The organism is Pseudomonas sp. 09C 129 (genome assembly GCF_002843625.1).
In the GTDB taxonomy this organism is placed as follows: Bacteria; Pseudomonadota; Gammaproteobacteria; order Pseudomonadales; family Pseudomonadaceae; genus Aquipseudomonas; species Aquipseudomonas chlororaphis.
Genome location: NZ_CP025261.1, coordinates 104190 through 130269, shown reverse-complemented (window position 1 = coordinate 130269; position 26080 = coordinate 104190). Strand labels below are relative to the sequence as shown.

Below are 26080 nucleotides of genomic sequence, written 5' to 3'. Positions count from 1 at the left end.
AGCCGCAAGCGAGACAGGCTTAAAGCATGGAAATGCGTGCAGATCTGCTGATTGTCGGGGCCGGAATGGTCGGGAGCGCCCTGGCGCTGGCGTTGCAGGACAGTGGCCTGGAAGTGCTGCTGCTCGATGGCAGCCCGCTGAAGGTCAAGCCCTTCGACGACGAAGCACCGTTCGAGCCGCGGGTGAGCGCATTGTCGGCGGCCAGCCAGCGGATTCTCGAGCGCCTGGGTGTCTGGAAAGGGGTGACCCGGCGGCGCAGCAGCCCGTATGCCGAGATGCAGGTCTGGGATGGCAGCGGCACCGGGCAGATTCACTTCTCGGCCGCCAGCGTGCATGCCGAGGCGCTGGGCCACATCGTGGAAAACCGCGTGGTCCAGGACGCGCTGCTGGAGCGCCTGCACAACTGCGACATCGGCCTGCTGGCCAACGCCCGCCTGGAGCAGATGCGCCGTTCCGGCGACGACTGGCTGCTGACCCTGGCCGATGGCCGCAGCCTGCGCGCCCCGCTGGTAATCGCCGCCGACGGCGCCAATTCGGCGGTGCGGCGCCTGACCGGCTGCGCTACCCGCGAATGGGATTACCTGCATCACGCCATCGTCACCAGCGTGCGTTGCGCCGAGCCGCACCAGAGGACCGCCTGGCAGCGTTTCACCGACAACGGCCCGCTGGCGTTCCTGCCGCTGGAGCGCGACGGGCTGCACGATTGGTGTTCGATCGTCTGGTCGACCACGCCCAGCGAGGCCGAACGCCTGATGGCGCTGGACGACAGCGACTTCTGCCGTGAGCTGGAACGCGCCTTCGAAGGCCGTCTGGGCGCGGTGTTGAGCGCCGATCCGCGACTCTGCGTGCCTTTGCGTCAGCGTCATGCCAAGCGTTACGTGGCGCAAGGCCTGGCCCTGATCGGCGACGCGGCCCATACCATCCATCCACTGGCCGGGCAGGGGGTCAACCTGGGTTTCCTCGATGCCGCGGTGCTGGCCGAGGTGCTGCTGCAGGCGGCCAGCCGCGGCGAGCGCCTGGCCGACACCAAGGTGCTCAGCCGTTACGAGCGGCGGCGCATGCCGCACAACCTGGCGTTGATGGCGGCGATGGAAGGCTTCGAACGGCTGTTCCAGGCCGATCCGCTGCCGCTGCGCTGGTTGCGTAATACCGGGTTGAAAATGGTCGACCAGATGCCCGAGGCCAAGGCGCTGTTCGTGCGCCAGGCGTTGGGCCTCAGCGGGGATCTGCCGGAACTGGCCAAGGCCTGACCGTTATCGCGAGTGGTCGAACCGCTCAACCGGCGGCTCCCGCAGGGGCCGCGCGGACATGTGTGGGCGCGCGTCTGCTCTGAACCCACGCTGGCGATGCATCAGCAACATCTCGTAACGCCTCGCCCTCCGGTTCAGTTTGAGAAGCTAAATAGTAGTCCTTATCATTTACTCCCCTTTGATTTCGAGAGACCGCTCCCATGTTGGCACCGAAGCGTCTACTGACCGCCCTGGCCCTCACCCTCATTGGCGGCACTGTCCAGGCAGCCGACGAAGTGGTGGTCTACTCCTCGCGTATCGACGAACTGATCAAGCCGGTCTTCGATCTCTACACCCAGAAAACCGGGGTCCAGGTGAAGTTCATCACCGACAAGGAAGCGCCGCTGATGCAGCGGATCAAGGCCGAGGGCGAGAACGCCACCGCCGACCTGCTGCTCACCGTCGATGCCGGCAACCTGTGGCAAGCCGAGCAGATGGGCATCCTGCAGCCGTTCACCTCCAAGGTGATCGACACCAACATCCCCCTGCAATACCGCGCCGCCTCGCACGCCTGGACCGGCCTGAGCCTGCGGGCGCGGACCATCGCCTACTCCACCGCGCGGGTGAAACCGTCCGAACTGACCACCTACGAAGCCCTGGCTGACAAGCAGTGGGAAGGCCGCCTGTGCCTGCGTACGGCGAAGAAGGTCTACAACCAGTCGCTGACCGCGACCCTGATCGAAACCCACGGCGCGGCGAAAACCGAAGAAATCGTCAAGGGCTGGGTCAACAACCTGTCCACCGACGTGTTCTCCGACGACGTCGCGGTGCTCGAGGCGATCAGCGCCGGCCAGTGCGACGTGGGCATCGTCAACACCTACTACTACGGCCGCCTGCACAAGCAGAAGCCGGATCTGCCGGTCAAACTGTTCTGGCCGAACCAGGGTGACCGTGGTGTGCACGTCAACCTGTCGGGCATTGGCCTGACCAAGCACGCACCGCACCCGGAAGCCGCCAAGGCCCTGGTGGAGTGGATGACCACCGAGGAAGCGCAGAAAATCTTCGCCGACGTGAACCAGGAATTCCCGGCCAACCCGAGCGTGCCGCCGTCCGCCGAAGTGGCCGCCTGGGGCAAGTTCGTGGCCGACACCCTACCGGTGGAAGTCGCCGGCAAGCGCCAGGCCGAGGCCATTCGCCTGATGGACCGTGCTGGCTGGAACTGATCCGCTGGTTATACTGCGCCCCGCCTTTGCGGGGCGTTTTGTTTAACCGGTTCGAAATTGCCTTTTATTGATCCATCTCGTTCGAGAGTCTTTCGTGGCCCATCCCGCCCAACGTCGCTGGTACCCGCTGGTTTTTGCCGTCGCCGCCCTGGTGCTGCTGCCGCTGAGCGTGCTGCTGCTGTCGTGGCAGGTGATCGACCAGCAGATCTGGTCGCACCTGTGGGAGACCCAGATGCCGCGCCTGCTGGGCAACACCCTGACCCTGGTGCTGGGCGTCGGTGTCGGCGTGACGCTGCTGGGGGTGAGCCTGGCTTGGCTGACCAGCCTCTGCGAGTTTCCCGGAAGGCGCTGGCTGGACTGGGCGCTGATGCTGCCCTTTGCGATTCCGGCCTACGTGCTGGCCTTTGTCTTCGTCGGTCTGCTGGACTTTTCCGGCCCGGTGCAGACCCTGCTGCGCGAATGGTTCGGCACGGGCCTGCGCCTGCCGCGGGTGCGCTCCACCGGCGGGGTGATCCTGGTCCTGGTGCTGGTGTTCTATCCCTATGTGTACCTGCTGGCGCGCACCGCGTTCCTGGCCCAGGGCAAAGGCCTGATGGAAGCCGCGCGGGTGCTTGGGCAGACGCCCTGGCAGGCGTTCTGGCGCGTGGCCCTGCCCATGGCGCGGCCGGCCATCGGTGCCGGCGTGGCCCTGGCGCTGATGGAAACCCTGGCCGATTTCGGCGCGGTGGCGGTGTTCAACTTCGACACCTTCACCACCGCCATCTACAAGACCTGGTATGGCTTCTTCAGCCTGTCCAGCGCCGCGCAACTGGCCAGCCTGTTGCTGCTGGCGGTGATGCTGGTGCTGTACGGCGAGCGTCGCGCCCGTGGCGCCAGTCGCTCCGGCAACGAGCGGCCGCGGGGCAAGGCGCTGTACCACCTGCATGGCATCAAGGCCCTGGCGGCCACCAGTTGGTGCGCGCTGGTGTTTGCCTGCGCCTTTGTCATCCCAGTGCTGCAGCTGGTGGTGTGGTTCTGGCAGCGTGGCCGTTTCGACCTCGACGAGCGTTATGCCGGGCTGATCCTGCACACCCTGTACCTGGGCGCCATGGCGGCCCTGATCACGGTCAGCGTGGCCCTGCTGCTGGCGTTCGCCCGACGGCTGGCACCGACCCGGGCGATCCGCTCCGGCGTCAGCTTGGCTAACCTGGGTTACGCCTTGCCGGGTTCGGTGCTGGCGGTGTCGATCATGCTGGCTTTCAGTTATCTGGACCGCGAGCTGGTGATCCCGCTGTCGGGCTGGCTGGGTGGGGCGGGCAAGCCGTTGCTGCTGGGCAGCCTGGCGGCGTTGCTGCTGGCCTATCTGGTACGGTTTATCGCGGTGGCCTACGGGCCGCTGGAAAGCAGCCTGGCGCGGATCCGCCCCTCGTTACCGGAAGCGGCGCGCAGCCTGGGGGTCAGCGGACCGCGACTGTTTTTCAAAGTGTATCTGCCGCTGTTGCTGCCCGGCACCCTGAGCGCGGCGTTGCTGGTGTTCGTCGATGTGCTCAAGGAAATGCCCGCCACCTTGCTGATGCGCCCGTTCGGCTGGGACACGCTGGCGGTGCGGATCTTCGAGATGACCAGCGAGGGCGAGTGGGCGCGTGCCGCGTTGCCGGCCCTGACCCTGGTCCTGGTGGGATTGCTGCCGGTGATCGGACTGATCCGACGCTCCGCTCATCGAATCGGTTAGGTGCCAGTGTCACACCTTGCGGCTACAATGCGCGGCATTCGGTGTGGTCGATCTTTCTGATCGGGTCTTTTGAATTATCTGAGAGCCTTCTATTTCACGGCTTCCAGCTCATACAGCGACCGCCCGCACCTTCGCCACGCCCGGAAGGAGAAACCCATGGGACAGCGCACGCCTCTGTATGACCTTCATCTCGCCCTGGGCGCGAAGATGGTCGATTTTGGCGGTTGGGATATGCCTCTGCATTACGGCTCGCAGGTCGAGGAACACCATCAGGTGCGACGCGATTGCGGGGTTTTCGATGTATCCCACATGACCGTGATCGATGTCGACGGCCCCCAGGCCAAGGCCTGGCTCCAGCACTTGCTGGCCAACGATGTCGAACGCCTGCAAAGCCCCGGCAGGGCCTTGTACAGCGCCATGCTCAACGAGCACGGCGGTATCGTCGACGACATGATCGTCTACCGCACCGAAGCCGGTTACCGGCTGGTGGTCAACGCCGCCACCCGTGACCAGGACATGGCCTGGATGCAGGCGCAGCTGGGGGCTTTCCAGGTGCAACTGCACGAACGCTCCGAGCTGGCGATGCTGGCGATCCAGGGGCCTCACGCCCGCCACAAGATCGCCGAGCTGGTGACCCAGTCGCGCGGCACGCTGATCCAGCAACTCAAGCCCTTCGAAGGCCAGGCCGATGGCGACTGGTTCATCGCGCGCACCGGTTACACCGGCGAGGATGGCCTGGAAATCGTCCTGCCGGCTGACCAGGCCCCGGCGTTCTTCAACGATCTGGTGGGCGCGGGTATCTCGCCGATCGGCCTCGGCGCCCGGGACACTCTGCGCCTGGAGGCCGGCATGAACCTGTACGGCCAGGACATTCACCAGGAGGTTTCACCGCTGGTGGCCAACATGGCCTGGAGCATTGCCTGGGAGCCGGCGTCGCGTAAGTTCATCGGGCGCACCGCGCTGGAGGCCGAGCGCGCGGGTGGAGTGAAGCACAAATTGGTCGGCCTGGTGCTGGAAGAACGCGGCGTGCTGCGTGCCCATCAGGTGGTTCGCATCGCCGATGTTGGCGAAGGAGAGATCACCAGTGGTAGTTTCTCTCCTACGCTTAGCAAATCGATCGCCCTGGCGCGGGTGCCCATGGCTACCGCCGACCGCGCAGAAGTGGAAATCCGTGGCAAGTGGTACCCGGTCCGGGTGGTAAAACCGACCTTCGTGCGTCATGGCAAAACCTTGATCTAACTTATTTCCGGCGGGATCTACCGCTGACATTTCTTCTTGAGGACACAGAACATGAGCGATATCCCTGCTGACCTGCGTTTTGCCGAAAGTCACGAATGGGCCCGTCTGGAAGCCGATGGCACCGTGACCGTGGGCATCAGCGACCACGCTCAGGAAGCCCTGGGCGACGTGGTGTTCGTCGAGCTGACCGAAGTCGGCAACGTCTTCGGCGCTGGCGACCAGGCCGGTGTGGTGGAATCGGTGAAGGCCGCTTCCGACATCTACGCGCCAGTGGCCGGCGAAGTGATTGCGGTCAACGAAGACCTGAGCGGCAGCCCGGAACTGCTCAACAGCGACCCGTACGGCGCCTGGATCTTCAAGCTCAAGCCGGCCAACGCTGCTGATCTTGAGAAGCTGCTCGACGCAGCCGGTTATAAGGCCGCTATCGGCGAATAACCGCTACCGCAAGCCAAGCTGTTACAAGAGCGCCGTGTTCCCTTATCGGATATGCGGCGTTTTTCGTTTAAGACAATGCGACAACTCAAGTCACTGGCCTAGCGACGGAGCGATCTGGCCAGCAGCACGGCTTTGCTTACCCTGACATGAAGTTCGGCTATTTCTTCTGTTGTCAGGCTCCGTGCCGGTTCGCCGCTGACCCAGGCGCCCTGGTTGTTGTAGGTGACGGTTTTGGTTTCTCCGTCGTTCACGCTGATGGTGTAAGGATTGGACAGAGTACTGGGGATTAACGAGCCCGCTGTCTGGCCTGGGCCGAACCATAATTGAAACTCGTTCTTGGGTGTCATGGTAGCGACACCTATATTCATGCCGCCTGAACAGTTCACCCAGAGATTGAGTCCGGTAGAGTCCAATAATATTTCGCTGGGGTTGGCCGAAAGTTCGTTATTTATTGAAACATCTCCTGGCGTGCCACCGTTCTTTGCAGGGCTGAATACACCGTACTTAGTCAGGGTGGTTATCTGGCCGGTGTTGATGGGCAGGTTCTTTCCGCCTGAAGTAAAGTTGACATCTCCCTCTTGCACGGGCGTGTTTGTAAAGTTGACCATGTAAGAGTCATTGGTGATATTGAAGACGTTCTTATATTGATAGGACGGCTGGTTGGGTGCGGCGAAGGGGGGCTTTGCAAACCAGATGACGGTGAAAGTACTGTTTACTTTCTTCGCCAGATAGAGGCTGTAGTTGTTTACCTTTTGGGCAACAAGTTGATCTTCTTCGATATAGACGATGATGGTCTGTTTGCTCATGGCTAATCTCACGTTCATCCCGTGGATGATTTCGGTGCAGAGTCTCGAGTCCTGCTGGCCGGGTTCGACGCCATCAACAAAAAACCCTGTAGATCGGCGATATACAGGGTTTTCTTGTTTGAGCGGCGTTTGCGAGCGAAAGACTGCCAAGGGTATCGCGTGGTGCTCTGCGTCCTTCGCGCAACCGATGCTCGAGCCCGTCCCGCGGACTATGCCGCGATCCCGGCCCTGGCGTGAAGTGCCTTGATTTCAGCAGCGCTCAGGCGTTTGGCCGGTTCGCCGGTCACCCAGGTTCCACTGTCGGTGTAGGTAATGGTGATGCTGCCGCCATCCTGCAGGGTCACCACATAGGGGTTGGACAGGTTGGTGGCGATCAACGAACCGGTTTCCTGAATGTTGCCGAACCAGACTTGGTATTGGCTTTTTGGTGTCAGCGTCGCAGTACCGATGTTCATGCCGCTCTGGCGATTCACCCAGATGTTATTGCCGTTGGAGTCCAGGAGGATTTGATGTGGATTGCCTTGCAGCAGGTTGTTGATCAGCACGTCCGAGGGTACGCCGCCATTCTTGGCCGGGGTGAACACACCATTGGCATCGAGGGTGGTGATCTGGCCGGTACTGATCGGCAGGTTCTTGCCGCCGGAGGTGAAGGTGACATCGCCACTGCTGACCGGGTCATTGGTGTAGTTGACCATGAACGACGGGGTGGTGACATCGAAAGTGTTTCTATATTGGTAACTAGGGTTGTTGACGGTGGCAATAGGTCCTTTTGATTGCCAGATGACAGTGAAGTCATTGTTTACTTTCTTGGCCAGATAAAGGCTGTAGTTGTTGTTTTTTTGTGCAATCAACTGCTGTTCTTCGATGTATAGAATTATTTGTTGGCTGCTCATTTCTTGAACTCCATTTCGAATAGATTGAAGCATGGATTTTGTAACGGTCTTTGCAACTACGTAGTGGCCTTTTGTCTCAACTGCGCAGTCATCAGTAAACATAGCATGCAAAAAATTGAACTATAGAACTATTGGCTATTGTCTTTGGTGCTGTCTGTATTGCGGAAATTCAATGTTTTGAATCGTGCTGGCTTATCATGTGTTTATGTGCGCAGTTAGACAAAGTTCTGTCGGGAGTCTGGTTTTTGGCACAAGAAAGTTGGCCGGTGGCGCTGATATATAGCGATTGGCAACTATCTTTATCGCTGAAATAAAAACGCCCAATGCAGGGCATTGAGCGTCTTGAATAGTGCAAGGGCTGGCCGTTCAGGGGCCGGTATCTGTTTATGCCTCTTGCAAGACCGCCTTCACCGCCGCTACCGAGCGTTCGACATCACCCTTGCTCATGGCCGTGAACATCGGCAACGAGACGATCAGGCGTCCCACCCGTTCCGCCACCGGGAACATCCCCTCCTTGAAACCGCGCTCGCGGTACAGGCTCAGCAGGTGAATCGGCGGGTAGTGATAGCCGATGCCGATCCCGCGCTCCTGCATCTGCTCCATAAAGGTCGCCCGCGCCGGTTTGCCGTCATGCCGCTCCGGCAGTACCAGCTGGAACAGGTGCCAGTTGCTGTTGCCGAAGTCCGCCGGGGGCAGCTGGGCGCCGTAGCGGGTTTCGAAGTCGCTGCCCAGGCATTCGAAGTAATGCCGGGCCAGTTCGCGGCGATGAGCGGTGAGGGTTTCGAGGTGGGCGAACTGGCCCAGGCCGATGGCGGCCGCGACGTCGGTCATGTTGAATTTGCCGCCCAGCACGTCCACGTCCAGGCCGTCGAAGCCGTGGCGGGTCACGCCCTGCAGTCGATACTTCTCCGCCAGGCGAGCCTCTTCGGCGGTGTTCAGCACCAGGGCGCCGCCTTCGCTGCAGGTGACGTTCTTGTTGGCCTGGAAACTGAAAGAGACCAGGTCGCCGCCAGCGCCGATGCGTTCGCCATTCCAGCTTGAGCCCAGTGCCTGGGCGGCGTCTTCCACGACCCGCAGGCCGTGCTTGCGCGCCAGGGCGTAGAGGCGTGCCATATCGACCGGCAGGCCGGCGAGAAACACCGGGATGATGGCCTTGGTCCGGGGCGTGATGGCGGCTTCCACCTGGGCCAGGTCGATGTTGCGGGTGATCGGGTCGATGTCGGCGAACACCGGGGTGGCGCCGACTTCGAGAATCACGTTGGCCGTGGCCACCCAGGAGATCGGCGTGGTGATGACTTCATCGCCAGGGCCGATGCCGGCGATACGCAGGGCGATCTCCATGGTGCAGGTGCCGGAATTGAAGGTGCGCACCGGGCGCCCGCCGCAGTACTGCGAGAGTTGCGCCTCGAAGGCCTGGACCTTGGGCCCGCTGGTGATCCAGCCCGAACGCAGCACTTCGCCGACGCTGGCGATGGTGGCTTCATCGATGGTGGGTTTGGAAAACGGCAGGAAAGGCAGCTGGCTCATGACGATGGGATACCCGATAAACAGTGGTCGAGGCAGGGCGGCGGGCCGCGCCGGAGTCGAGCATCATGCTACCGGTTCGCCCGGGGTGCCATACCGTCGGCGTGCGGGATCGGCTGCTATGCTGCTTTGACCGTGTTCCATCGACGCCGAGCGCCGCCTGAGAGAGAGCCCGTCATGTCCCAGTTGCCGTCCTTGAGTCAGTTACGCGATCCCAATGCCTTTCTGCGGCGTCACCTCGGGCCCGACGCCGCCGAGCAGCAAGCGATGCTCGACAGCCTGGGCCTGGGCAGCCGGGTCGAGCTGATCGAACAGACCGTGCCGCCGGGCATCCGTTTCAACCGTCCGCTGGACCTGCCGCCAGCGCTGGACGAGCAGGCCGCCCTGGCCAAATTGCACGGTTACGCCGAGCAGAACCAGGTCTGGACCAGCCTGATCGGCATGGGTTATCACGGCACCCTGACCCCCACGGTGATCCTGCGCAACGTGCTGGAAAACCCCGGCTGGTACACCGCCTACACGCCCTACCAACCGGAAATCGCCCAAGGCCGGCTCGAAGCCCTGCTCAATTTCCAGCAACTGACCATCGACCTCACCGGCCTGGAACTGGCCAACGCCTCGCTGCTGGACGAAGCCACGGCCGCCGCCGAAGCCATGGCCCTGGCCAAGCGCGTGGCCAAGTCGAAAAGCAATCTGTTCTTCGTCGACCAGAACTGCCATCCGCAGACCCTCTCGGTGGTGCAGACCCGCGCCGAAGGGTTCGGCTTCGAACTGGTGGTCGACAGCCTGGACAACCTCAAGCGGCACCAGGTGTTCGGCGCCTTGTTGCAATACCCGGACACCCACGGCGAGATTCGCGACCTGCGGCCGCTGATCGATCACCTGCACGCGCAGCAGGCGCTGGCCTGCGTGGCGGCCGATCTGTTGAGCCTGTTGCTGCTGACGCCGCCGGGCGAGCTGGGGGCCGACGTGGTGTTCGGTTCGTCCCAGCGCTTTGGCGTGCCCATGGGCTACGGCGGGCCCCACGCAGCGTTCTTCGCCAGCCGCGAGGAGTACAAGCGGGCGATTCCGGGACGGATCATCGGCGTGTCCAAGGATGCCCGGGGCAACGTGGCGCTGCGCATGGCCCTGCAGACCCGGGAGCAGCATATCCGCCGCGAGAAGGCCAACTCGAACATCTGCACCGCCCAGGTGCTGCTGGCCAATATCGCCAGTTTCTACGCGGTCTATCACGGCCCGGAAGGCTTGCGGCGCATCGCCCAGCGCGTCCATCGCCTGACCTGCATCCTCGCCGCCGGCCTTGAGCGCAAGGGCATCGAGCGGCTGAACCGGCAGTTCTTCGACACCCTGACGCTGGAGGTCGGCGGTAGCCAGACGGCCATCATCGAGAGCGCCAAGGCCGCGCAGATCAATCTGCGGATCCTCGGACGCGGGCACCTGGGCCTGAGCCTGGATGAAACCTGCGACGAGAGCACCGTCGCCCGGCTGTTCGATGTGTTCCTCGGCGCCGACCACGGGCTGGACGTCGCGCAACTGGATGCTGAAACCCTGGTCCCGGGCATCCCCCAGGACCTGCTGCGCAGCACGTCTTACCTGAGCCATCCGGTGTTCAACAGCCATCACAGCGAAACCGAGATGCTGCGCTATCTCAAGCAACTGGAGAACAAGGACCTGGCGCTGAACCAGTCGATGATCCCGCTGGGCTCCTGCACCATGAAGCTCAATGCCAGCAGCGAGATGATCCCCATCACCTGGCCCGGCTTCGCCAACCTGCATCCCTTTGTCCCGCCGGAACAGGCCCTCGGCTATTCGCTGATGATCGAGGAGCTGGAGCGTTGGTTATGCGCCATTACCGGCTTCGATGCGATCTGCATGCAGCCCAACTCCGGGGCCCAGGGCGAGTACGCCGGGTTGCTGGCGATCCGCAAATACCACGAGAGCCGCCAGCAGGGAGAACGCAATATCTGCCTGATTCCCGCCTCGGCCCACGGCACCAACCCGGCCTCGGCGCAGATGGCCGGCATGCAGGTGGTGATCGTCGATTGCGACGCCGCCGGCAACGTCGACCTGCAAGACCTCAAGGACAAGGCGCAGATTGCGGGCGGACACCTGGCGTGCCTGATGGCCACTTATCCTTCGACCCACGGGGTGTACGAAGAGGGCATCAGTGAGATCTGTGAGGTGATCCACAGTCACGGCGGCCAGGTGTACATGGACGGCGCCAACCTCAATGCCCAGGTCGGGCTGACGCGGCCGGCCGATATCGGCGCCGACGTTTCCCACATGAATCTGCACAAGACCTTCTGCATTCCCCACGGCGGCGGTGGCCCGGGCATGGGGCCGATCGGCGTGCGGGCGCACCTGGCGCCGTTCGTGGCCAACCACCCGGTGGTGGCCATCGACGGGCCGCTGCCGCAGAACGGCGCGGTCAGCGCGGCGCCCTGGGGCAGCGCCAGCATCCTGCCGATCAGTTGGATGTACATCGCCCTGATGGGCCCGCAACTGGCGGATGCCAGCGAGGTGGCGATCCTCTCGGCGAACTACCTGGCCGAACACCTGAGCGGGGCCTTTGCGGTGCTCTACAGCGGGCGCAACGGCCGGGTCGCCCACGAATGCATTCTCGACCTGCGGCCGCTCAAGGCGCAGACCGGCATCAGCGAAGAGGATGTGGCCAAGCGCCTGATGGACTACGGTTTCCACGCGCCGACCATGTCGTTCCCGGTGCCGGGCACGCTGATGGTGGAGCCCACCGAAAGCGAGTCCAAGGCCGAGCTGGACCGTTTTATCGAGGCCATGCTGAGCATTCGCGCCGAAATCGCCCAGGTCCAGGAAGGCAACTGGCCGGCCGAAGACAACCCGCTAAAGCGCTCGCCCCATACCCTGGCGGACATCGCCGGGGTCTGGGAGCGGCCCTACAGCATCGAGCAGGCAGTGATCCCCAGCCCCCACGCCAGGGCGCACAAGTACTGGCCGACGGTGAACCGGGTCGACAATGTCTACGGCGACCGCAACCTGTTCTGCGCCTGCGTACCGGTGGATGCCTATCGCTGAGCTCGAACGACGGGCAAAAAAATGCCGCTCTCGTGAGCGGCATTTTTCGTTGCGTAAGCCTGGCTACAGGCTGGCGGTCACTGGGCGACGGCGTTTTTCGCCAGGATCGCGTTGGCCAGCTCCATGTCGGTGGCCTGCAGGCCCGGGTTGTCGGCACGGACTTTCTGCATCGCGGCTTCCAGGTACGGACCGCGGATGTTGCCTTCGCTGGCGACGAAGCTGCTGGCGTCGTCCTGGGCGGCGCCGATCAGCTTGTGATCCTTGGAAGTCAGGTAGGTCGACGCGGTGGTGGCGCCGGTGGAAAGGATGTTACGCCAGAAGCTGTCGGCCATTGCCGAACCTACAGGCAGGGAAAGCAGGGCCAGGGTGGCGACAGCTGTTTTGAGACGCATGGTGGGTGACTCCAACTAGGGGGGAAAACTGAGCCCTTTGATAGGCGTTGGCCCGATTGAGTTCCCTGCTGCTCCAACAAGCTTTCGCCTGTGTGGACGGGGGCTGAGCGGTACTTCGGCGTTGAGTCGGCGCACTGGAACGCAGCAGTCGCATTTGTCACCATGGGCGACTTTCTCGACTGCACGGATGCTTGCCTTGATTTTTGGCGCGATGATGTATGGAACCCTGCTGAACCTGGTGTTGCTGTCCTTTATCGGACTTCCCTTGCTGTTGATTGCCTTGCTCATTCCGGCCTGCCGACACCGGATGCGTCGTCAGCCCCTGCACTTCGGTGTGCTTGCAGGGGTATGCGTAATTATCGTGGTTTGCGTACTGTGGAAAATCCACCGGGACAATCAACTGAATGAGGCGCACCACCCGCAACTTGAGCAGGGCGTACAGCTTGATGGCCTGCAATTGCCCGCAGGTGCCAAGCTGAATCTGGGAACGCTTGAACCTCTGGATGCGCAAGGCCGGCCGCAACCCTATGGACTGCGCAGCCTTGTTTACGCCGAGTTCGCTGCACCACACAGGATCAACGGCGTAGAGGTTACAGAGTTGCAGATGTACGGCAGCGGCCCTCTCTCAAAGATGCTGCTGAGCCGTGACCAGGTCGTTGCGGGCTGGCCCTGCGCCGGTGGCACCTGGGTAACGCTGGACATTGCCGACGCGGACCGCTTGCAGCCCAGCCGCTGGCGCTTCTCTGACTGCACCCTGGTGACCGGAGCCGATGTGGCCGGGGTGAAGTGGCCGGACTCCAGCGAGGTCAGGCAGTACGACGGCAGGTTCAGCATCGACACCATCGGTCTGGCTTCACCGGCGGTGGTTATCCAGGGGATAGCGCTGTCGGACCTGAGCCTGGACCTCGACGAGCAGCGGCAACCTGGACGTTGGCGTGGGCAACTGGCGCAAGACCTGACCCTGGGCGATTGGCACTACCCCCGCGGCATGAGGGTTCGCCAGGACACGCCGGGGACCCTGATGTTCAGCCCGAGCAAGTCGGACTGCGCGCAGAACCTGCGTACGGGGGAAACGCTCGACGCCGGGCGCTCGATACAGCAACGCCGTGATAACGGAGCGGTGCTGTGGATCAAGCCCAATGCCGGATTGGGTGTCGCCGACTGGTAGCGGGCCGCTGCGGGCTGTCATCGGCGGTATCTTTTCACGGGTGGCCCGGGCCCTTCTTACAACTGAAAACGCGTCACCGAGGTCTGCAGGGTGGCGACGGAGCGCTCCATGTGTTCGACCGTCGTCGCCAGTTCATGCATGGCCTGGCTGTTGCGTTGCGCAACCTGATTGATCATCTCCACCTGTTGCGCCACTTCGCTGCTGGCCTTGGACTGCTCGCCGATGGTGTGGGAAATCTCCTCGACCATCAGCGCCGAGCGTTGCGCGCCTTCGCGGATTTCGTTGATCGAGGTGCCGGCCTGCTGGGCCATGCTCACCCCGTCGTTCACCCGACTGACCCCGGTTTGCATGCTGCGCACCGCCTGGCTGGTGGTTTCGCGGATGCGCTCGATCATGCCGGTGATTTCCCGGGTCGATTGCGCCGTGCGCCCGGCCAGGCTGCGCACTTCGTCGGCGACCACGGCGAACCCGCGCCCGGCCTCGCCGGCGCGGGCTGCCTCGATCGCGGCGTTCAGGGCCAGCAGGTTGGTCTGCTCGGCGATGCTGTTGATCACCTGGATGATCGAGTGGATTTCCTCCGAGGATTGGCCAAGGGCGGTGATGCTTTGCGACGACTGATTGACCGCCTCGGCAATGTGGGCCATGCCATCGACCACCCCAAGGATGACCTGGCCGCCGCTGCCGGCGAGGGATTCCGACTGTGCCGAGATGTCCTGAGCGTTACGCGCATGCTCGGCCACCTGGGCGATATTGCTGATCATCTGCTCCATGGCCGCGGCCATGCTGTTCGCGCCCTGGGCTTGCTCGCTGGCCCCGCTGGCAATGCCCTGGGAGGTCTGGCTCAGGTTGTGGGAGGTGCCTTGCAGGCCTTCGCTTTCGCGGCGAATGGTGGTGATCATGTCCCGCAGGTTGCTCTGCATCTCGCCCAGGGCTTTTTGCAACTGCCCGGCCTCGTCGTCGCTGTCGACGCTGATCGGCAGGCTGAGGTTGCCCTGGGCGATGGCCCGGGCCGTGGCGACCGATTTTTCCAGGGGGCGCAGTACCGAGTGCAATAACCGGCGAGTCAGCAGGCAGAGCGCCAATACGGCCAGCAGGCTGCCGCCAACCAGCCACCAGCCGGCCTGGCGCACGGCTTTTTCGCTGGCTTCGCGAGCCTGCGCGGTACTGGTTTCGATCTTGCTGCTCAGGGCCTCGTTGCGGCTTTCCACCTCGCTGAAGCTCTTGGCGAACGCCGGCATTGCCGCGCGGGCGGCGACAGGGTCGCGCAGCGCCTGTTCGGCAATCTGTTGCGCGGCGCCAATGTAGTTTTCCAGCACCGGCTGCAGCTCGCCGATGGCCTGGCGAATGTCCGGCGCCAGGGGCAGCCCGGCATTTTCCGCGAGGGCCTTGCGGAACCATTCGCCATGTTCGCGCAGGTCGCTTCTGATCTGCTCGCCCTCGCTGGCCGCGCCGGGCGGGCTGGCGAAGGCGGCCAGCACATCGGCCCGCAGCGCGTCGTGCATCATGTCGGCTTCCAGGTGATTGCGCAGCGCGCTGGCATTGAGCTGGCTGTCCGCCAGCGCTTGCGCCAGTCGCACCTGGCCCCACCAGCCGATGCTGGAGACGAGTGCGATGGCCAGTACACTGACCGCTCCGGAGACGATCATTTTCTGACGGATGTTCATGCCCGTTCCCTGCTCGCTTGGACGTGTGGCTAAGCGTAGTCCAGAGGCACGGGAAGCCACTGACGAGGGGCCTTATCGCTGCTCGCTTTGTGGGGTGACCCGCAATATTTCCTCGAGGGTGGTCAGCCCGGCCGCGACTTTCTGCGCCCCGGACAGGCGCAGGCTGCGCATGCCTTCCAAGAAGGCCTGGCGGCGTATGGCGAGCAGGTCGGCGTCGGCGCTGATCAGGGCTTTGAGGCTGTCGCTCAACTGCATGATTTCATATACCCCGGCGCGGCCCCGGTAGCCGGTATCGCGGCATTCCAGGCAGCCGGTGGCGCCGTGGGCATGGCTGGGCAGCGGTGCCTGCCAGGGCCGGGTCAGGCTTTGCCAGTCGCCTTCGTCCAGGGTCAGCGGGGTCTTGCAGTGCGGGCACAGGGTGCGCACCAGGCGCTGGGCCATGACTCCCAGCAGCGTGGCCTTGATCAGGTAAGGCGCGACGCCCAGTTCCAGCAGGCGGCTGATGGCGCCGGGCGCGTCGTTGGTGTGCAGGGTCGACAGCACCAGGTGGCCGGTGAGCGCGGCCTGGATCGCCATCTCCGCGGTTTCCAGGTCGCGGATCTCGCCGATCATGATGATGTCCGGGTCCTGGCGCATCAGCGCACGCACGCCGCTGGCGAAGGTCAGCTCGATGTTGTGCTGGACCTGCATCTGGTTGAACGCCGGCTCGACCATCTCGATCGGGTCCTCGATGGTGCAGAGGTTGACCTCCGGCGTCGCCAGTTTCTTCAGGGTGGTGTACAGGGTGGTGGTCTTGCCCGAACCGGTGGGGCCGGTGACCAGGATGATGCCGTTGGGCTGGCGGGTCATTTCCTGCCAGCGCCGCAGGTCGTCGCTGGAGAACCCCAACTGGTCGAAGTCCTTGAGCAGCACCTCGGGGTCGAAGATGCGCATGACCATTTTTTCGCCGAAGGCGGTGGGCAGGGTCGACAGGCGCAATTCCACTTCGCCGCCTTCCGGGGTCTTGGTCTTGACCCGGCCGTCCTGGGGTTTGCGTTTTTCCGCGACGTTCATCCGGCCCAGGCTTTTCAGGCGGCTGACCACGGCCATGGTGACCTGGGGCGGGAACTGATAGACGTTGTGCAGCACCCCGTCGATGCGAAAGCGCACGCTGCCTTGTTCGCGGCGCGGCTCGATGTGGATATCGCTGGCCCGTTGCTGGAACGCGTACTGGAACAGCCAGTCGACGATGTTGACGATGTGCGCGTCGTTGGCGTCGGGCTCCTGATCGCTGGCGCCGAGGTTGAGCAGTTGTTCGAAGTTGCCCGGGGCGTGGCTTTTCTGGTCCGCGCTGGCGCCGGTGACCGACTTGGCCAGGCGGAAGAACTCCACGGTCAGGCGCTGGATTTCCACCGGGTTGGCCACCACCCGCTTGATCGGCAGTTTCAACACGTGGGTCAGGTCGGCTTCCCAGGCACTGACATAAGGCTGGGCGCTGGCCACCGTGATCGCCTCGGCGTCGATCGACACCGCGAGGATCTTGTGGCGCTGGGCGAAGGCGTAGGACATCAGCGGAGTGACGGCGGCGACGTCGATTTTCAGCGGGTCGATGCGCAGGTACGGCTGGCCGGCCTGTTGCGCCAGCCACAGGGTCAGGCTTTCCAGGTCCAGGCGCCTGCCGGGCCGGCTGAGGTCGTCCAGGTGCTGGCTGGCGAGAAACTCCAGCGGATGCAGCTGGCTGTTGGCGGCATTACGGCGGGTGGTCAGGGCGTGTTCGGCCGAGTCCTGGCTGATGAAACCCTGGGCGACCAGGTCGCGCAGCAGATCGTTGAGATCCAGCCAGTGGTCCTGGGTAACGAGAGGAACGGACATGCGGGCTCCTTGTGAACAATCCGGCAGCAGGCGGGTTAGATGCGCCTCTGACCACGCAATGCCAAGAATAGTCCCGGGATGGCGACCGCCAGTCGCCCAAGCGTTGCAGGGTTTTGCCTGGCGCCCTCAGCCGGCGGCCTGCAGCGGCTCGCGCTCGGCCAGTTGCAGCTGTACCGAACACACGCTGATCAGGTTGCGCAGTTTTTCCGCGATGACCTGGGCGCGGTGCCAGCTCAGGCCGTCGAGCAGCACTTCCATCAGCAGCGAACCGTCCTGCTGTTGCACCTGGACCTGCTGCGGCAGCAGGGACTGCAGGGCGAAATGATTGAGCACCCGGCACAGCACATCGGCTTCGGCGTCGGTGACCAGTTGGTAATGCACCCGGCAATGGGTGTTGGCGACATTCCACACATCGGCGCGGGAACTGACGGCTTCGAGAGAGGGCATGGGGTTCTCCAGATCAATGGAGAAATTTTTACATTCGGTTGCGGGTATTTCTTATCTAAGATGAACGTATTTTCCGGATTATCGAATTGGATGATTCGTCCTTAAAGATTATTGAGGGTTTTCTATGCATAGCGAGCTGGACGCTTACGACCGCCGCATTCTGGCGCTGCTGCAAGAGGATGCTTCGCTGTCCAGCGCGCAGATCGCCGAGCAGGTGGGGCTGTCGCAGTCACCGTGCTGGCGGCGGATCCAGCGGCTCAAGGAGGAGGGGGTGATCCGTGGCCAGGTGACCTTGCTCGACCGCAAGAAGATCGGCCTCAACACGCAGATCTTCGCCGAGGTCAAACTCAACGCCCACGGCCGTTCCAACTTCACCGAATTCACCGAGGCGATCCGCGGTTTTCCGGAGGTGCTGGAGTGTTATGTGCTGATGGGGGCGGTGGATTTCCTGTTGCGCATCGTCACGGCGGACATCGAGGCGTACGAGCGTTTCTTCTTCGAGAAACTGTCGATGGTGCCGGGGATCCAGGAAGTGAATTCGATCGTGGCGCTGTCGGAGATCAAGTCCACGACCAGCCTGCCCGTCCTGCGTTGATGCAGTTGGCGCTATCGCGAGCAAGCTCGCTCCTACAAGGGGTTACCGCCAACCTGTAGGAGCGAGCTTGCTCGCGATCAGGCCGTTACATGCGCAGCAAGGTCTTCCACGCGCGGTTCTGGAACACCGTGATCGCCTGTTGCTTGCGGGCATCCAGGGTTTCGTCGGTGATCGGCTCGTTGGCCAGTTGCGCCAGCTTATTCAACTCGCCGTACAGGCGATCCAGCTCCGGGATTTCCAGCACGTTGCGCGCGTGATGCAACCAGGACTGGATGCGTTCGATGCGCGGCAGTTGCTCGGCCAGGTCTTCTGGCTGTTGCTGGTAGCGTGGCAGTTGCAGGGCGCTGGCTTCGTCGGCCAGCAGGCGCGGCAACCAGCTGCCCAGTTGCGCCGCACCCTGACGGTTGCCACGGGTATTGCGCTCGGCGGTCCAACTGCGGGCCAGCAACCAGCGCGAGGTGTTCAGCGAGAACAGGCCCCAGCGCACGTCCTGCAGCTCTTCGATGAACTGTTCGGGCGCGGCCTTGCGCACGTCTTCGTCGTCCAGGCCGGCTTGCACCAGCGGACGCCAGTCTTCCAGCAGGCCGTCCAGCGACGCGCGCAACTCGGCGGTCGCCTGGCGCGGCGCAGCCTGGCCCAGGCTGCTGACCAGGGCGCGCAGTTCCGCCAGGTTCTCGACCCAGTCCTGCAGCAGACGCCAGTGACCGTTGAAGCGATATTGCTCGGCCAGGCGCTGGCTGCTGCCCAGCAGGTGCCAGGTCAGCGCGGCGAAGGCGTCGTCCAGCGGCGTTTGCGCGCTCAGCTCCAGAGCGGGCAGGCTCAGGGAGTAGCTGTTGGCGTCGAACAGGCGGTAGCCGCGCTCGGCCTTGCTGATATCGCAGGGCATCAGTGGCAGGGTGGCGGCCAGTTCGGCGGCCAGTTCCAGCAGGGCGGCCGGTTCGCCTTCGCGCAGTTCCAGTTCCAGCTCGCAGATCTCTTCCTTCTGCTTGCCGGCGATCACGTGGCCCAGGTCCAGGGCGGCTTCGATCACCACCTTGGCCTTGCCGCGGCCCCAGGCGATTTCCGCGCGTTCGCGGACGAAGTCGGTGGTGAAGATCGGCTTGAGGGTTTTCTTGTCCAGCTCGGCCAGTTGCTCGGGCCAGCATTCGCCGTCGAGTTTCTTCAGGTCGAGCTTGGCTTTGGCCAGGTGCCAGTCGTACTCGTTGCGTTCCGACAGGCCGGCGACGCTCTGGCCGCGGGTCTTGAGGGTCTGGATCACTTCTTCGCCGTCGCGGCGCAGGCGCAGGGCGACCTTGGCGTGGGCCAGGTCGCGCTCGGGCGTGTCGAAGTACTGGTTCATCAGTTCGCGGTGTTCCCAGCCACTTTTGTTGCGTTTTTTCAGGAGCGGGTGCTCACGCAGGGCGGCGAGGGTTTCGCGGCTGACGCGGAGTTTGATTTCGGTTTCTTTCTGCATGGCCGGAAAATCCAGGATCGGGAGCGCAGCCGGGGGAAATGTGTGGCTGCCAAGGCCGTGCAGTGTACAGGACTCGCCGCGTCGAGGTGCCGTGGCGGTTTATTCCTGTCGCAGGATGGCTCTATGATGGACTTCATCTTGGAGCCCGGGAGCCAGCGCATGCCATTGCCGTCCATGAAAGAGCAGTTCGCTGCGCTGATTGCCACACCTTCGGTCAGCTGTACCCAGCCGGCGCTGGATCAGTCCAATCGTGCGGTCATAGACCTGTTGGCGAGCTGGCTCGGCGACCTGGGTTTTGCCTGCGACATCCAGCAGGTCAGCCCCGGCAAGTTCAATCTGCTCGCCAGCTTCGGCAGCGGCCCCGGCGGCCTGGTGCTGGCCGGACACAGCGACACCGTGCCCTACGACGGCGCGTTGTGGCAGACCGACCCGCTGAAGCTCACCGAGGTCGACGGACGCTGGGTCGGCCTCGGCAGCTGCGACATGAAAGGCTTTTTCGCCCTGGTCATCGAGGCGGTCCGGCCGCTGCTGGACCAGCCTTTCAAGCAGCCATTGCTGATCCTCGCCACCTGTGACGAGGAAAGCTCCATGGCCGGCGCCCGGGCCCTGGCCGAAGCCGGCCGGCCACTGGGGCGCGCCGCGGTGATTGGCGAGCCGACCGGGCTGCGGCCGATCCGCATGCACAAAGGCGTGATGATGGAGCGCATCGATATTCTCGGGCGCAGCGGCCATTCCTCCGACCCGAGCCTGGGCCATAGCGCCCTGGAAGCCATGCACGATGCCATCGGCGAACTGCGCGGCCTGCGCCTGGCGTGGCAGCGCGAATTCCGCAATCCGCAGTTCAGCGTGCCGCAGCCGACCCTGAACCTTGGGTGTATCCACGGTGGCGACAACCCGAACCGGATCTGCGGTCAGTGCTCGCTGGAGTTCGACCTGCGGCCGTTGCCGGGCATGGACCCGCAGGCGCTGCGCGCGGCCATTCGGCAGAAGCTGGTGCCCGTGGCCGAGCGGCATCAGGTGAAGATCGACTATGCGCCGCTGTTCCCCGAAGCACCGGCCTTCGAGCAGGCCGAAGACTGCGAACTGGTGCGGGTGGCCGAACGCCTGACCGGCCATCGCGCCGAAGCAGTGGCGTTCGGCACCGAAGCGCCTTATCTTCAGCGCCTTGGCTGCGAGACAGTGGTGCTGGGCCCGGGCGACATCGCCTGTGCTCACCAGCCGGGGGAATACCTCGAAATGTCACGCTTGCAGCCTACCGTGCATCTACTACGTGAACTGATTAACCATTACTGCCTGACGCCGGCCTGATTTCTACTAAATCATCGACGGCCAAGCCCGTACCTCAAGGAGAGCGAGCGTGTCGCCAAGCCTGTTCCGACGATAACCACCAGCCCGCTGTGCGTTTTCCCGTTTCGTCCTTTTATAGGCTGCTTCTTATTTACAGGCTCAGGTTATGCCCGATTACGTCAATTGGCTTCGTCACGCTTCTCCTTATATCAATGCCCACCGCGACTGCACCTTCGTGGTCATGCTGCCCGGCGACGGCGTAGAACATCCGAACTTCGGCAACATCGTCCACGACCTGGTGCTGCTGCACAGCATGGGTGTGCGCCTGGTGCTGGTGCACGGCTCGCGTCCACAGATCGAAGCCCGCCTGGCCGCCCGTGGCCTGACCCCGCATTACCACCACGGCATGCGCATCACCGATGCGGCGACCCTGGAGTGCGTGATCGACGCCGTCGGCCAGTTGCGCATCGCCATCGAAGCGCGGCTGTCCATGGACATGGCGTCCTCGCCGATGCAGGGTTCGCGGCTGCGGGTCGCCAGCGGCAACCTGGTGACCGCCCGGCCGATCGGCGTGCTCGAAGGTGTCGACTATCACCACACCGGCGAAGTGCGCCGGGTCGATCGCAAGGGCATCAACCGCCTGCTGGACGAGCGCTCGATCGTACTGCTGTCGCCCTTGGGCTACTCGCCGACCGGGGAAATCTTCAACCTCGCCTGCGAAGACGTCGCCACCCGCGCGGCCATCGACCTGGCTGCCGACAAACTGCTGCTGTTCGGCGCCGAGCGTGGCCTGCTGGATGAAAGCGGCAACCTGGTGCGCGAACTGCGTCCGCAGCAGGTGCCGGCGCATTTGCAGCGTCTGGGCGGCAACTATCAGGCGGAACTGCTGGATGCCGCGGCCGAAGCCTGTCGGGGCGGAGTAGGGCGCAGCCATATCGTCAGCTACGCCGAAGACGGCGCGCTGCTGACCGAGCTGTTCACCCGTGACGGTGGCGGTACGCTGGTGGCCCAGGAGCAGTTCGAACTGGTCCGCGAGGCGGCCATCGAGGACGTCGGCGGTCTGCTGGATCTGATCAGCCCGCTGGAAGAGCAGGGGATTCTGGTGCGGCGTTCCCGCGAGGTGCTGGAGCGTGAAATCGAGCAGTTCAGCGTGGTTGAGCGCGAGGGGATGATCATCGCCTGTGCCGCGCTCTACCAGATCGCCGACTCCGACGCCGGGGAGCTGGCCTGCCTGGCGGTGAACCCGGAATACCGCCACGGCGGTCGCGGCGACGAACTGTTGGAAAGGATCGAAACCCGGGCCCGGGCCCAGGGCCTGAAAACCCTGTTTGTCCTCACCACCCGTACCGCCCACTGGTTCCGCGAACGCGGTTTCGCACCTAGCAGTGTCGAGCGCCTGCCTTCTGCGCGGGCCTCGCTGTACAACTACCAGCGCAACTCGAAGATCTTCGAAAAAGCCCTCTGAGCATTACTCCCTTCGGCAACCCGCTCTTGACAGGAGCGGGTTTTTGCTGCACCCGCTGCAAGCGATTTGTGTTTCAGAAAAATAAATTCGCGTGACACAAAAACTGTAACAAATTGACGCGACCATCGGCGCGAAGCCATTATTGCGTCGCCTTTTTGATACTGGTTGACGTATCTGGCTTATGTTTTAACTGATCGATCTAAAGATCAGCGGGGAAATACCATTCAGGAATCAGACGGTACGCCGATACCTTGTGCCACGGCTCAAGCAGGCATATCTACTGATATTCCAGAACGGTATGAAAAAGAATGAAATAATTCTTTTTGGGATTATGGAAAACTCATTACCCTGCAAGGAGCAAATCATCGCGATTAGACCTTGGTCGTAGACACAGTTGGTTACGATTGACTTATGAGTCACGGTCTGGCGCTAATCGCCCACCGATGGACCCGGGGCATCAGACCCTGGGCCTGAGTACACAAGAATTAGAAACGAGAGGAGCGAAACATGAACAAGTCCACCTTGGCCCTGGCTGTGGCTGTTGGGGTTCTGGCGCAGCAGGCAGGCGCCGCCGGTTTCATCGAAGACAGCAAGGCCACTCTGGGTCTGCGTAACTTCTATATCAATACTGACAACCGCGATGCCGATACCAAGGCGTCCGGCGCGCAGAGCAAGCAGGAAGAGTGGGGCCAAGGCTTTCAGCTCAACTTCATTTCCGGTTACACCGAAGGCACCGTTGGTTTCGGTCTCGACGCCATCGGCCTGCTGGGTATCAAGCTGGACTCGGGCGGCGGCACCAACGGCGCCTCTGCTACTTCTTACGGCGGCACCGTCTTCCCGAGCGAGTCCAACGGCAAAGCAGTCGATAACTACTCCAGCCTGGGCCTGACTGCCAAAGCCAAGATCTCTCAGACTGAGCTGAAGCTCGGTACCCTGCAGCCAAAACTGCCCGTCATCGTGACCAACGATGGCCGTATGCTGCCGCAAACCTTCCAGGGCGGTCAGATCACCTCGAACGACATCAAGGACCTGACACTGGTTGGCGGTCAGATCGAGCATGCCAAGGGTCGTAACTCCAGCAACAACGAAGAACTGTCGATTGCCGGCGCCAACGCGCACACCGCTGCTGGTCGCGACAGCAACAAGTTCATCTACGGTGGTGGTGACTACAAGATCACTAAAGATCTGACCGCTCAGTACTACTACGGCAACCTGAAAGACTTCTACAAGCAGCACTTCGTTGGCCTGCTGCACAACTGGGCTATCGGCCCGGGCGTATTGAAGTCTGACCTGCGCTACTTCAACAGCCGCGACGACGGTGCCAACGGCCATGACTCGGCCTACTACACCACCGGTGACTACGGTACCGGCATCACCAAGGGCAAGGTTGATAACAACCTGATCAGCGGCCTGTTCCTGTACTCGGTTGCCGGTCATACCTTCGGTGGTGGCTACCAGGTCAGTAACGGTGACAGCGATTTCCCTTGGCTGAACCAGGGTGACGGTTCGTCGGCTTACCTGACTACCGACATGCAGATCGCCAAGTTCGCCCGTGCTGGCGAACGTACCTGGCAAGCTCGCTACTCCTACGATTTCGCCAAGGTAGGCGTGCCTGGCCTGACCGCCGGCGTGATCTATCTGCGTGGCGACAACATCGATACGACTGGCCGAGAGGGTTCCGTTACCCCTCAGCGTTCCGTTTCGGTTACCAACGCCAGCGAGTGGGAACGCGACCTGACCGTGGCCTACGTGATTCCGGAAGGTCCACTGAAAAACCTCGGCCTGACCTGGAAAAACGCCATGTGGCGTAACGACATTCCGGGCCAGCGCTCGCAGGACGAAAACCGCTTGATCGTCAGCTACTCGATCCCGCTGTTGTAATCCGACGTTAAAACCTCGCCCGGCGCAATGCCGGGCGAGGTGTTGTCATCCAGGTCGGACCCACCCCCGTAGGTCCTCCCCGAAACCCCTCTTTACAGCTACTCAAGGCCTTCTCGAACCTTGTCGAGGATGGTGTGCCCTGGGCGTGCGCGAATCCAGTGAAGAGATTTTTAATATTCCTTTACAGTCTAAATAAATCGATATTTATTCTTTTTAAATATTCCCAGGCGCAGGCACAGTAGGGTTCATAACGCACTCACAGGAGCAGCAACATGAGCCTCAGACTTGGCGACATCGCCCCCGACTTCGAACAGGATTCCAGTGCCGGCAAGATTCGCTTCCATGAGTGGCTCGGCGACAGTTGGGGCGTGCTGTTTTCCCATCCGGCGGACTTCACCCCGGTGTGCACCACCGAACTGGGATTCACCGCCAAGCTCAAGGAGCAGTTCGCCCAGCGCGGCGTGAAAGCCATTGCCCTGTCGGTGGACCCGGTGGACTCGCACCACAAGTGGATCGAGGACATCAACGAAACCCAGAACACCCTCGTCAACTTCCCGATCCTGGCTGACGCCGACCGCAAGGTCTCGGACCTGTACGACCTGATCCACCCGAATGCCAACGACACCCTGACCGTGCGTTCGCTGTTCGTCATCGACCCGAACAAGAAGGTGCGCCTGACCATCACTTATCCGGCCAGCACTGGGCGCAACTTCCACGAGATCCTGCGGGTGATCGACTCGCTGCAACTCACCGACAACTACAAGGTGGCCACCCCGGCCAACTGGCAGGACGGTGATGAAGTGGTGATCGTGCCGTCGCTCAAGGACGAAGAGGAAATCAAGAAACGCTTCCCCAAAGGTTATCGCGCGGTCAAACCCTACCTGCGCCTGACTCCACAGCCGAATCGCTGACCCAAGACCGTATTCACAAAGCAGGGGTTTTAAGGCCGTTTCGACGGCCTATTTTTTTGCCTGGAAAATGGCTTTTCTTATATTCATTTAAAGAATAAACAAATGAAAAAATAAGATTTATGGATATATAAATAGGCTGTTAAGGTCTGCTCAGCTCAGCGAGATCGCAAACCGCGAATCGCCCATTACCGCTAAAGGAAACCTCTGCATGCTGGTCGTCTCACTCGGTGGCAGTCCCAGCCAACGCTCCCGCTCCGGGGTGCTGCTGGAACACGCCAAACGCTGGTTGCAGCAACAAGGTGTGGAAGTGGTCGACTATCAGGTGCGGGATTTCCCGGCCGAGGACCTGCTCCATGCGCGCTTCGACAGCCCGATGGTGATCGACCTGTTGCAACAGATCGAACAGGCCGATGGCCTGCTGATCGCCACCCCGGTCTACAAGGCATCGTTTTCCGGTGCGCTGAAAACCGTGCTCGACCTGCTGCCGGAACGCGCCCTGAACCACAAGGTGGTGCTGCCGATGGCCACGGGCGGCAGCATCGCCCACATGCTGGCGGTGGACTACGCACTCAAGCCGGTGCTGTCGGCCCTGAAGGCCCAGGAGATGCTCCAGGGCATCTTCGCCGAAGACAGCCAGATCGCCTACGGCGAAGGCAGCGCCCAGGCGCAGCTGGCACCGGCGCTGGAGCAGCGTTTGCGCGAAGCCCTGGAACAGTTCCACAGCGCCATGGCGCGGCGTCCCAAGCCGCTGGACCCGAATCTGTTGAATGACCGTTTGTTGAGTGCTCGCTGGAGCATTTGAGTCCTACCCGATTCTGAAGTACTGGCCTTACTTAGCCGCCAACGGCCTAGCAG

21 protein-coding genes and 1 pseudogene are annotated in these 26080 nt (G+C 62.6%); 13 read left to right on the top strand and 9 right to left on the bottom strand.

From position 1 onward, the window contains the following. Nucleotides 1-32: 32 nt before the first annotated feature. The 5 genes from CXQ81_RS00625 to gcvH all read left to right on the top strand — a co-directional run bounded on the left by CXQ81_RS00625 (nucleotide 33) and on the right by gcvH (nucleotide 5837). Nucleotides 33-1250, top strand: coding sequence for a 2-octaprenyl-3-methyl-6-methoxy-1,4-benzoquinol hydroxylase (locus CXQ81_RS00625; protein ID WP_178081091.1), 1218 nt, complete (start codon nucleotides 33-35; stop codon nucleotides 1248-1250). Nucleotides 1251-1450: 200 nt separating this feature from the next. Next, nucleotides 1451-2452: an extracellular solute-binding protein gene (locus CXQ81_RS00620; RefSeq protein ID WP_053263050.1), complete on the top strand. Its 1002-nt coding sequence runs from the start codon at nucleotides 1451-1453 to the stop codon at nucleotides 2450-2452. 94 nt (nucleotides 2453-2546) lie between these two features. Beyond that, nucleotides 2547-4163 carry an iron ABC transporter permease gene (locus CXQ81_RS00615; protein ID WP_007926754.1) on the top strand — a complete coding sequence of 539 codons (1617 nt, stop codon included), beginning with the start codon at nucleotides 2547-2549 and terminating at the stop codon, nucleotides 4161-4163. Between the two features lie 156 nt (nucleotides 4164-4319). After that, entirely contained in the window at nucleotides 4320-5402 is a 1083-nt protein-coding gene (gene gcvT, locus CXQ81_RS00610; RefSeq protein ID WP_085532918.1) for a glycine cleavage system aminomethyltransferase GcvT, read from the top strand. Nucleotides 5403-5453: 51 nt separating this feature from the next. Beyond that, nucleotides 5454-5837, top strand: coding sequence for a glycine cleavage system protein GcvH (gene gcvH, locus CXQ81_RS00605; RefSeq protein WP_009046109.1), 384 nt, complete (start codon nucleotides 5454-5456; stop codon nucleotides 5835-5837). A gap of 98 nt (nucleotides 5838-5935) precedes the next feature. On the opposite strand, the gene CXQ81_RS00600 is transcribed toward gcvH, so the two are convergent. From CXQ81_RS00600 to CXQ81_RS00590, 3 genes are all read right to left on the bottom strand, one after another. Continuing rightward, nucleotides 5936-6643 carry a hypothetical protein gene (locus CXQ81_RS00600; protein WP_007928247.1) on the bottom strand — a complete coding sequence of 236 codons (708 nt, stop codon included), beginning with the start codon at nucleotides 6641-6643 and terminating at the stop codon, nucleotides 5936-5938. 209 nt (nucleotides 6644-6852) lie between these two features. Further along, nucleotides 6853-7536, bottom strand: coding sequence for a hypothetical protein (locus CXQ81_RS00595; RefSeq protein ID WP_007928255.1), 684 nt, complete (start codon nucleotides 7534-7536; stop codon nucleotides 6853-6855). Nucleotides 7537-7920: 384 nt separating this feature from the next. Beyond that, nucleotides 7921-9063: a DegT/DnrJ/EryC1/StrS aminotransferase family protein gene (locus tag CXQ81_RS00590; protein WP_101336234.1), complete on the bottom strand. Its 1143-nt coding sequence runs from the start codon at nucleotides 9061-9063 to the stop codon at nucleotides 7921-7923. A gap of 174 nt (nucleotides 9064-9237) precedes the next feature. Between CXQ81_RS00590 and gcvP the strand changes: the two genes are divergently transcribed. Further along, the gene (gene gcvP, locus CXQ81_RS00585) at nucleotides 9238-12111 is read left to right on the top strand and encodes an aminomethyl-transferring glycine dehydrogenase (RefSeq protein WP_101336233.1); all 2874 of its coding nucleotides are present in this window, start codon (nucleotides 9238-9240) and stop codon (nucleotides 12109-12111) included. 77 nt (nucleotides 12112-12188) lie between these two features. On the opposite strand, the gene CXQ81_RS00580 is transcribed toward gcvP, so the two are convergent. After that, nucleotides 12189-12503 (bottom strand): DUF2388 domain-containing protein, encoded by a 315-nt coding sequence (locus CXQ81_RS00580; RefSeq protein WP_007928261.1) that lies wholly within the window; start codon nucleotides 12501-12503, stop codon nucleotides 12189-12191. A 187-nt stretch (nucleotides 12504-12690) separates the two neighbouring features. Between CXQ81_RS00580 and CXQ81_RS00575 the strand changes: the two genes are divergently transcribed. After that, nucleotides 12691-13671, top strand: coding sequence for a hypothetical protein (locus CXQ81_RS00575; protein ID WP_101336232.1), 981 nt, complete (start codon nucleotides 12691-12693; stop codon nucleotides 13669-13671). A gap of 56 nt (nucleotides 13672-13727) precedes the next feature. On the opposite strand, the gene CXQ81_RS31665 is transcribed toward CXQ81_RS00575, so the two are convergent. The 4 genes and pseudogenes from CXQ81_RS31665 to CXQ81_RS00560 all read right to left on the bottom strand — a co-directional run bounded on the left by CXQ81_RS31665 (nucleotide 13728) and on the right by CXQ81_RS00560 (nucleotide 17633). Beyond that, nucleotides 13728-14441 carry a methyl-accepting chemotaxis protein gene (locus tag CXQ81_RS31665; RefSeq protein ID WP_370686844.1) on the bottom strand — a complete coding sequence of 238 codons (714 nt, stop codon included), beginning with the start codon at nucleotides 14439-14441 and terminating at the stop codon, nucleotides 13728-13730. A gap of 141 nt (nucleotides 14442-14582) precedes the next feature. Beyond that, nucleotides 14583-14909: pseudogene (locus CXQ81_RS31660) on the bottom strand (HAMP domain-containing protein); the annotation flags it as partial. Between the two features lie 498 nt (nucleotides 14910-15407). Next, nucleotides 15408-17186 (bottom strand): GspE/PulE family protein, encoded by a 1779-nt coding sequence (locus CXQ81_RS00565; protein WP_101336230.1) that lies wholly within the window; start codon nucleotides 17184-17186, stop codon nucleotides 15408-15410. Nucleotides 17187-17312: 126 nt separating this feature from the next. Next, nucleotides 17313-17633 carry a hypothetical protein gene (locus tag CXQ81_RS00560; RefSeq protein WP_009046101.1) on the bottom strand — a complete coding sequence of 107 codons (321 nt, stop codon included), beginning with the start codon at nucleotides 17631-17633 and terminating at the stop codon, nucleotides 17313-17315. A gap of 124 nt (nucleotides 17634-17757) precedes the next feature. Here CXQ81_RS00560 and CXQ81_RS00555 point away from each other — a divergent pair, with 124 nt between their 5' ends. After that, the gene (locus tag CXQ81_RS00555) at nucleotides 17758-18228 is read left to right on the top strand and encodes an Lrp/AsnC family transcriptional regulator (protein ID WP_007928270.1); all 471 of its coding nucleotides are present in this window, start codon (nucleotides 17758-17760) and stop codon (nucleotides 18226-18228) included. Between the two features lie 85 nt (nucleotides 18229-18313). Here CXQ81_RS00555 and CXQ81_RS00550 read toward each other — a convergent pair whose 3' ends face one another. Beyond that, on the bottom strand, nucleotides 18314-19681 hold the full coding sequence (locus tag CXQ81_RS00550; protein ID WP_101336229.1) for an inorganic triphosphatase: 1368 nt from the start codon (nucleotides 19679-19681) through the stop codon (nucleotides 18314-18316). A gap of 159 nt (nucleotides 19682-19840) precedes the next feature. Here CXQ81_RS00550 and argE point away from each other — a divergent pair, with 159 nt between their 5' ends. The 5 genes from argE (at nucleotide 19841) to ssuE (ending at nucleotide 26027) form a co-directional block, all read left to right on the top strand. After that, nucleotides 19841-20989, top strand: coding sequence for an acetylornithine deacetylase (gene argE / locus CXQ81_RS00545; RefSeq protein WP_037035237.1), 1149 nt, complete (start codon nucleotides 19841-19843; stop codon nucleotides 20987-20989). A gap of 145 nt (nucleotides 20990-21134) precedes the next feature. Continuing rightward, nucleotides 21135-22433: an amino-acid N-acetyltransferase gene (gene argA / locus CXQ81_RS00540; RefSeq protein WP_009046098.1), complete on the top strand. Its 1299-nt coding sequence runs from the start codon at nucleotides 21135-21137 to the stop codon at nucleotides 22431-22433. 507 nt (nucleotides 22434-22940) lie between these two features. Beyond that, nucleotides 22941-24314, top strand: coding sequence for an OprD family porin (locus CXQ81_RS00535; RefSeq protein ID WP_101336228.1), 1374 nt, complete (start codon nucleotides 22941-22943; stop codon nucleotides 24312-24314). Nucleotides 24315-24586: 272 nt separating this feature from the next. Continuing rightward, the gene (locus CXQ81_RS00530; protein WP_007928285.1) at nucleotides 24587-25225 is read left to right on the top strand and encodes a peroxiredoxin; all 639 of its coding nucleotides are present in this window, start codon (nucleotides 24587-24589) and stop codon (nucleotides 25223-25225) included. A gap of 208 nt (nucleotides 25226-25433) precedes the next feature. Further along, entirely contained in the window at nucleotides 25434-26027 is a 594-nt protein-coding gene (ssuE, locus tag CXQ81_RS00525; protein WP_007928287.1) for an NADPH-dependent FMN reductase, read from the top strand. The last annotated feature ends 53 nt before the right edge of the window (nucleotides 26028-26080 follow it).

Excerpts from the sequence above, each read along its gene's own strand:
- CXQ81_RS00625 (WP_178081091.1), top strand. The coding sequence starts at position 33 with ATGCGTGCAGATCTGCTGATTGTCGGGGCCGGAATGGTCGGGAGCGCC.
- CXQ81_RS00620 (WP_053263050.1), top strand. The coding sequence starts at position 1,451 with ATGTTGGCACCGAAGCGTCTACTGACCGCCCTGGCCCTCACCCTCATT.
- gcvT (WP_085532918.1), top strand. The coding sequence starts at position 4,320 with ATGGGACAGCGCACGCCTCTGTATGACCTTCATCTCGCCCTGGGCGCG.
- gcvH (WP_009046109.1), top strand. The coding sequence starts at position 5,454 with ATGAGCGATATCCCTGCTGACCTGCGTTTTGCCGAAAGTCACGAATGG.
- CXQ81_RS00600 (WP_007928247.1), bottom strand. The coding sequence starts at position 6,643 with ATGAGCAAACAGACCATCATCGTCTATATCGAAGAAGATCAACTTGTT.
- CXQ81_RS00595 (WP_007928255.1), bottom strand. The coding sequence starts at position 7,536 with ATGAGCAGCCAACAAATAATTCTATACATCGAAGAACAGCAGTTGATT.
- CXQ81_RS00590 (WP_101336234.1), bottom strand. The coding sequence starts at position 9,063 with ATGAGCCAGCTGCCTTTCCTGCCGTTTTCCAAACCCACCATCGATGAA.
- gcvP (WP_101336233.1), top strand. The coding sequence starts at position 9,238 with ATGTCCCAGTTGCCGTCCTTGAGTCAGTTACGCGATCCCAATGCCTTT.
- CXQ81_RS00580 (WP_007928261.1), bottom strand. The coding sequence starts at position 12,503 with ATGCGTCTCAAAACAGCTGTCGCCACCCTGGCCCTGCTTTCCCTGCCT.
- CXQ81_RS00575 (WP_101336232.1), top strand. The coding sequence starts at position 12,691 with ATGCTTGCCTTGATTTTTGGCGCGATGATGTATGGAACCCTGCTGAAC.
- CXQ81_RS31665 (WP_370686844.1), bottom strand. The coding sequence starts at position 14,441 with ATGGAGCAGATGATCAGCAATATCGCCCAGGTGGCCGAGCATGCGCGT.
- CXQ81_RS00565 (WP_101336230.1), bottom strand. The coding sequence starts at position 17,186 with ATGTCCGTTCCTCTCGTTACCCAGGACCACTGGCTGGATCTCAACGAT.
- CXQ81_RS00560 (WP_009046101.1), bottom strand. The coding sequence starts at position 17,633 with ATGCCCTCTCTCGAAGCCGTCAGTTCCCGCGCCGATGTGTGGAATGTC.
- CXQ81_RS00555 (WP_007928270.1), top strand. The coding sequence starts at position 17,758 with ATGCATAGCGAGCTGGACGCTTACGACCGCCGCATTCTGGCGCTGCTG.
- CXQ81_RS00550 (WP_101336229.1), bottom strand. The coding sequence starts at position 19,681 with ATGCAGAAAGAAACCGAAATCAAACTCCGCGTCAGCCGCGAAACCCTC.
- argE (WP_037035237.1), top strand. The coding sequence starts at position 19,841 with ATGCCATTGCCGTCCATGAAAGAGCAGTTCGCTGCGCTGATTGCCACA.
- argA (WP_009046098.1), top strand. The coding sequence starts at position 21,135 with ATGCCCGATTACGTCAATTGGCTTCGTCACGCTTCTCCTTATATCAAT.
- CXQ81_RS00535 (WP_101336228.1), top strand. The coding sequence starts at position 22,941 with ATGAACAAGTCCACCTTGGCCCTGGCTGTGGCTGTTGGGGTTCTGGCG.
- CXQ81_RS00530 (WP_007928285.1), top strand. The coding sequence starts at position 24,587 with ATGAGCCTCAGACTTGGCGACATCGCCCCCGACTTCGAACAGGATTCC.
- ssuE (WP_007928287.1), top strand. The coding sequence starts at position 25,434 with ATGCTGGTCGTCTCACTCGGTGGCAGTCCCAGCCAACGCTCCCGCTCC.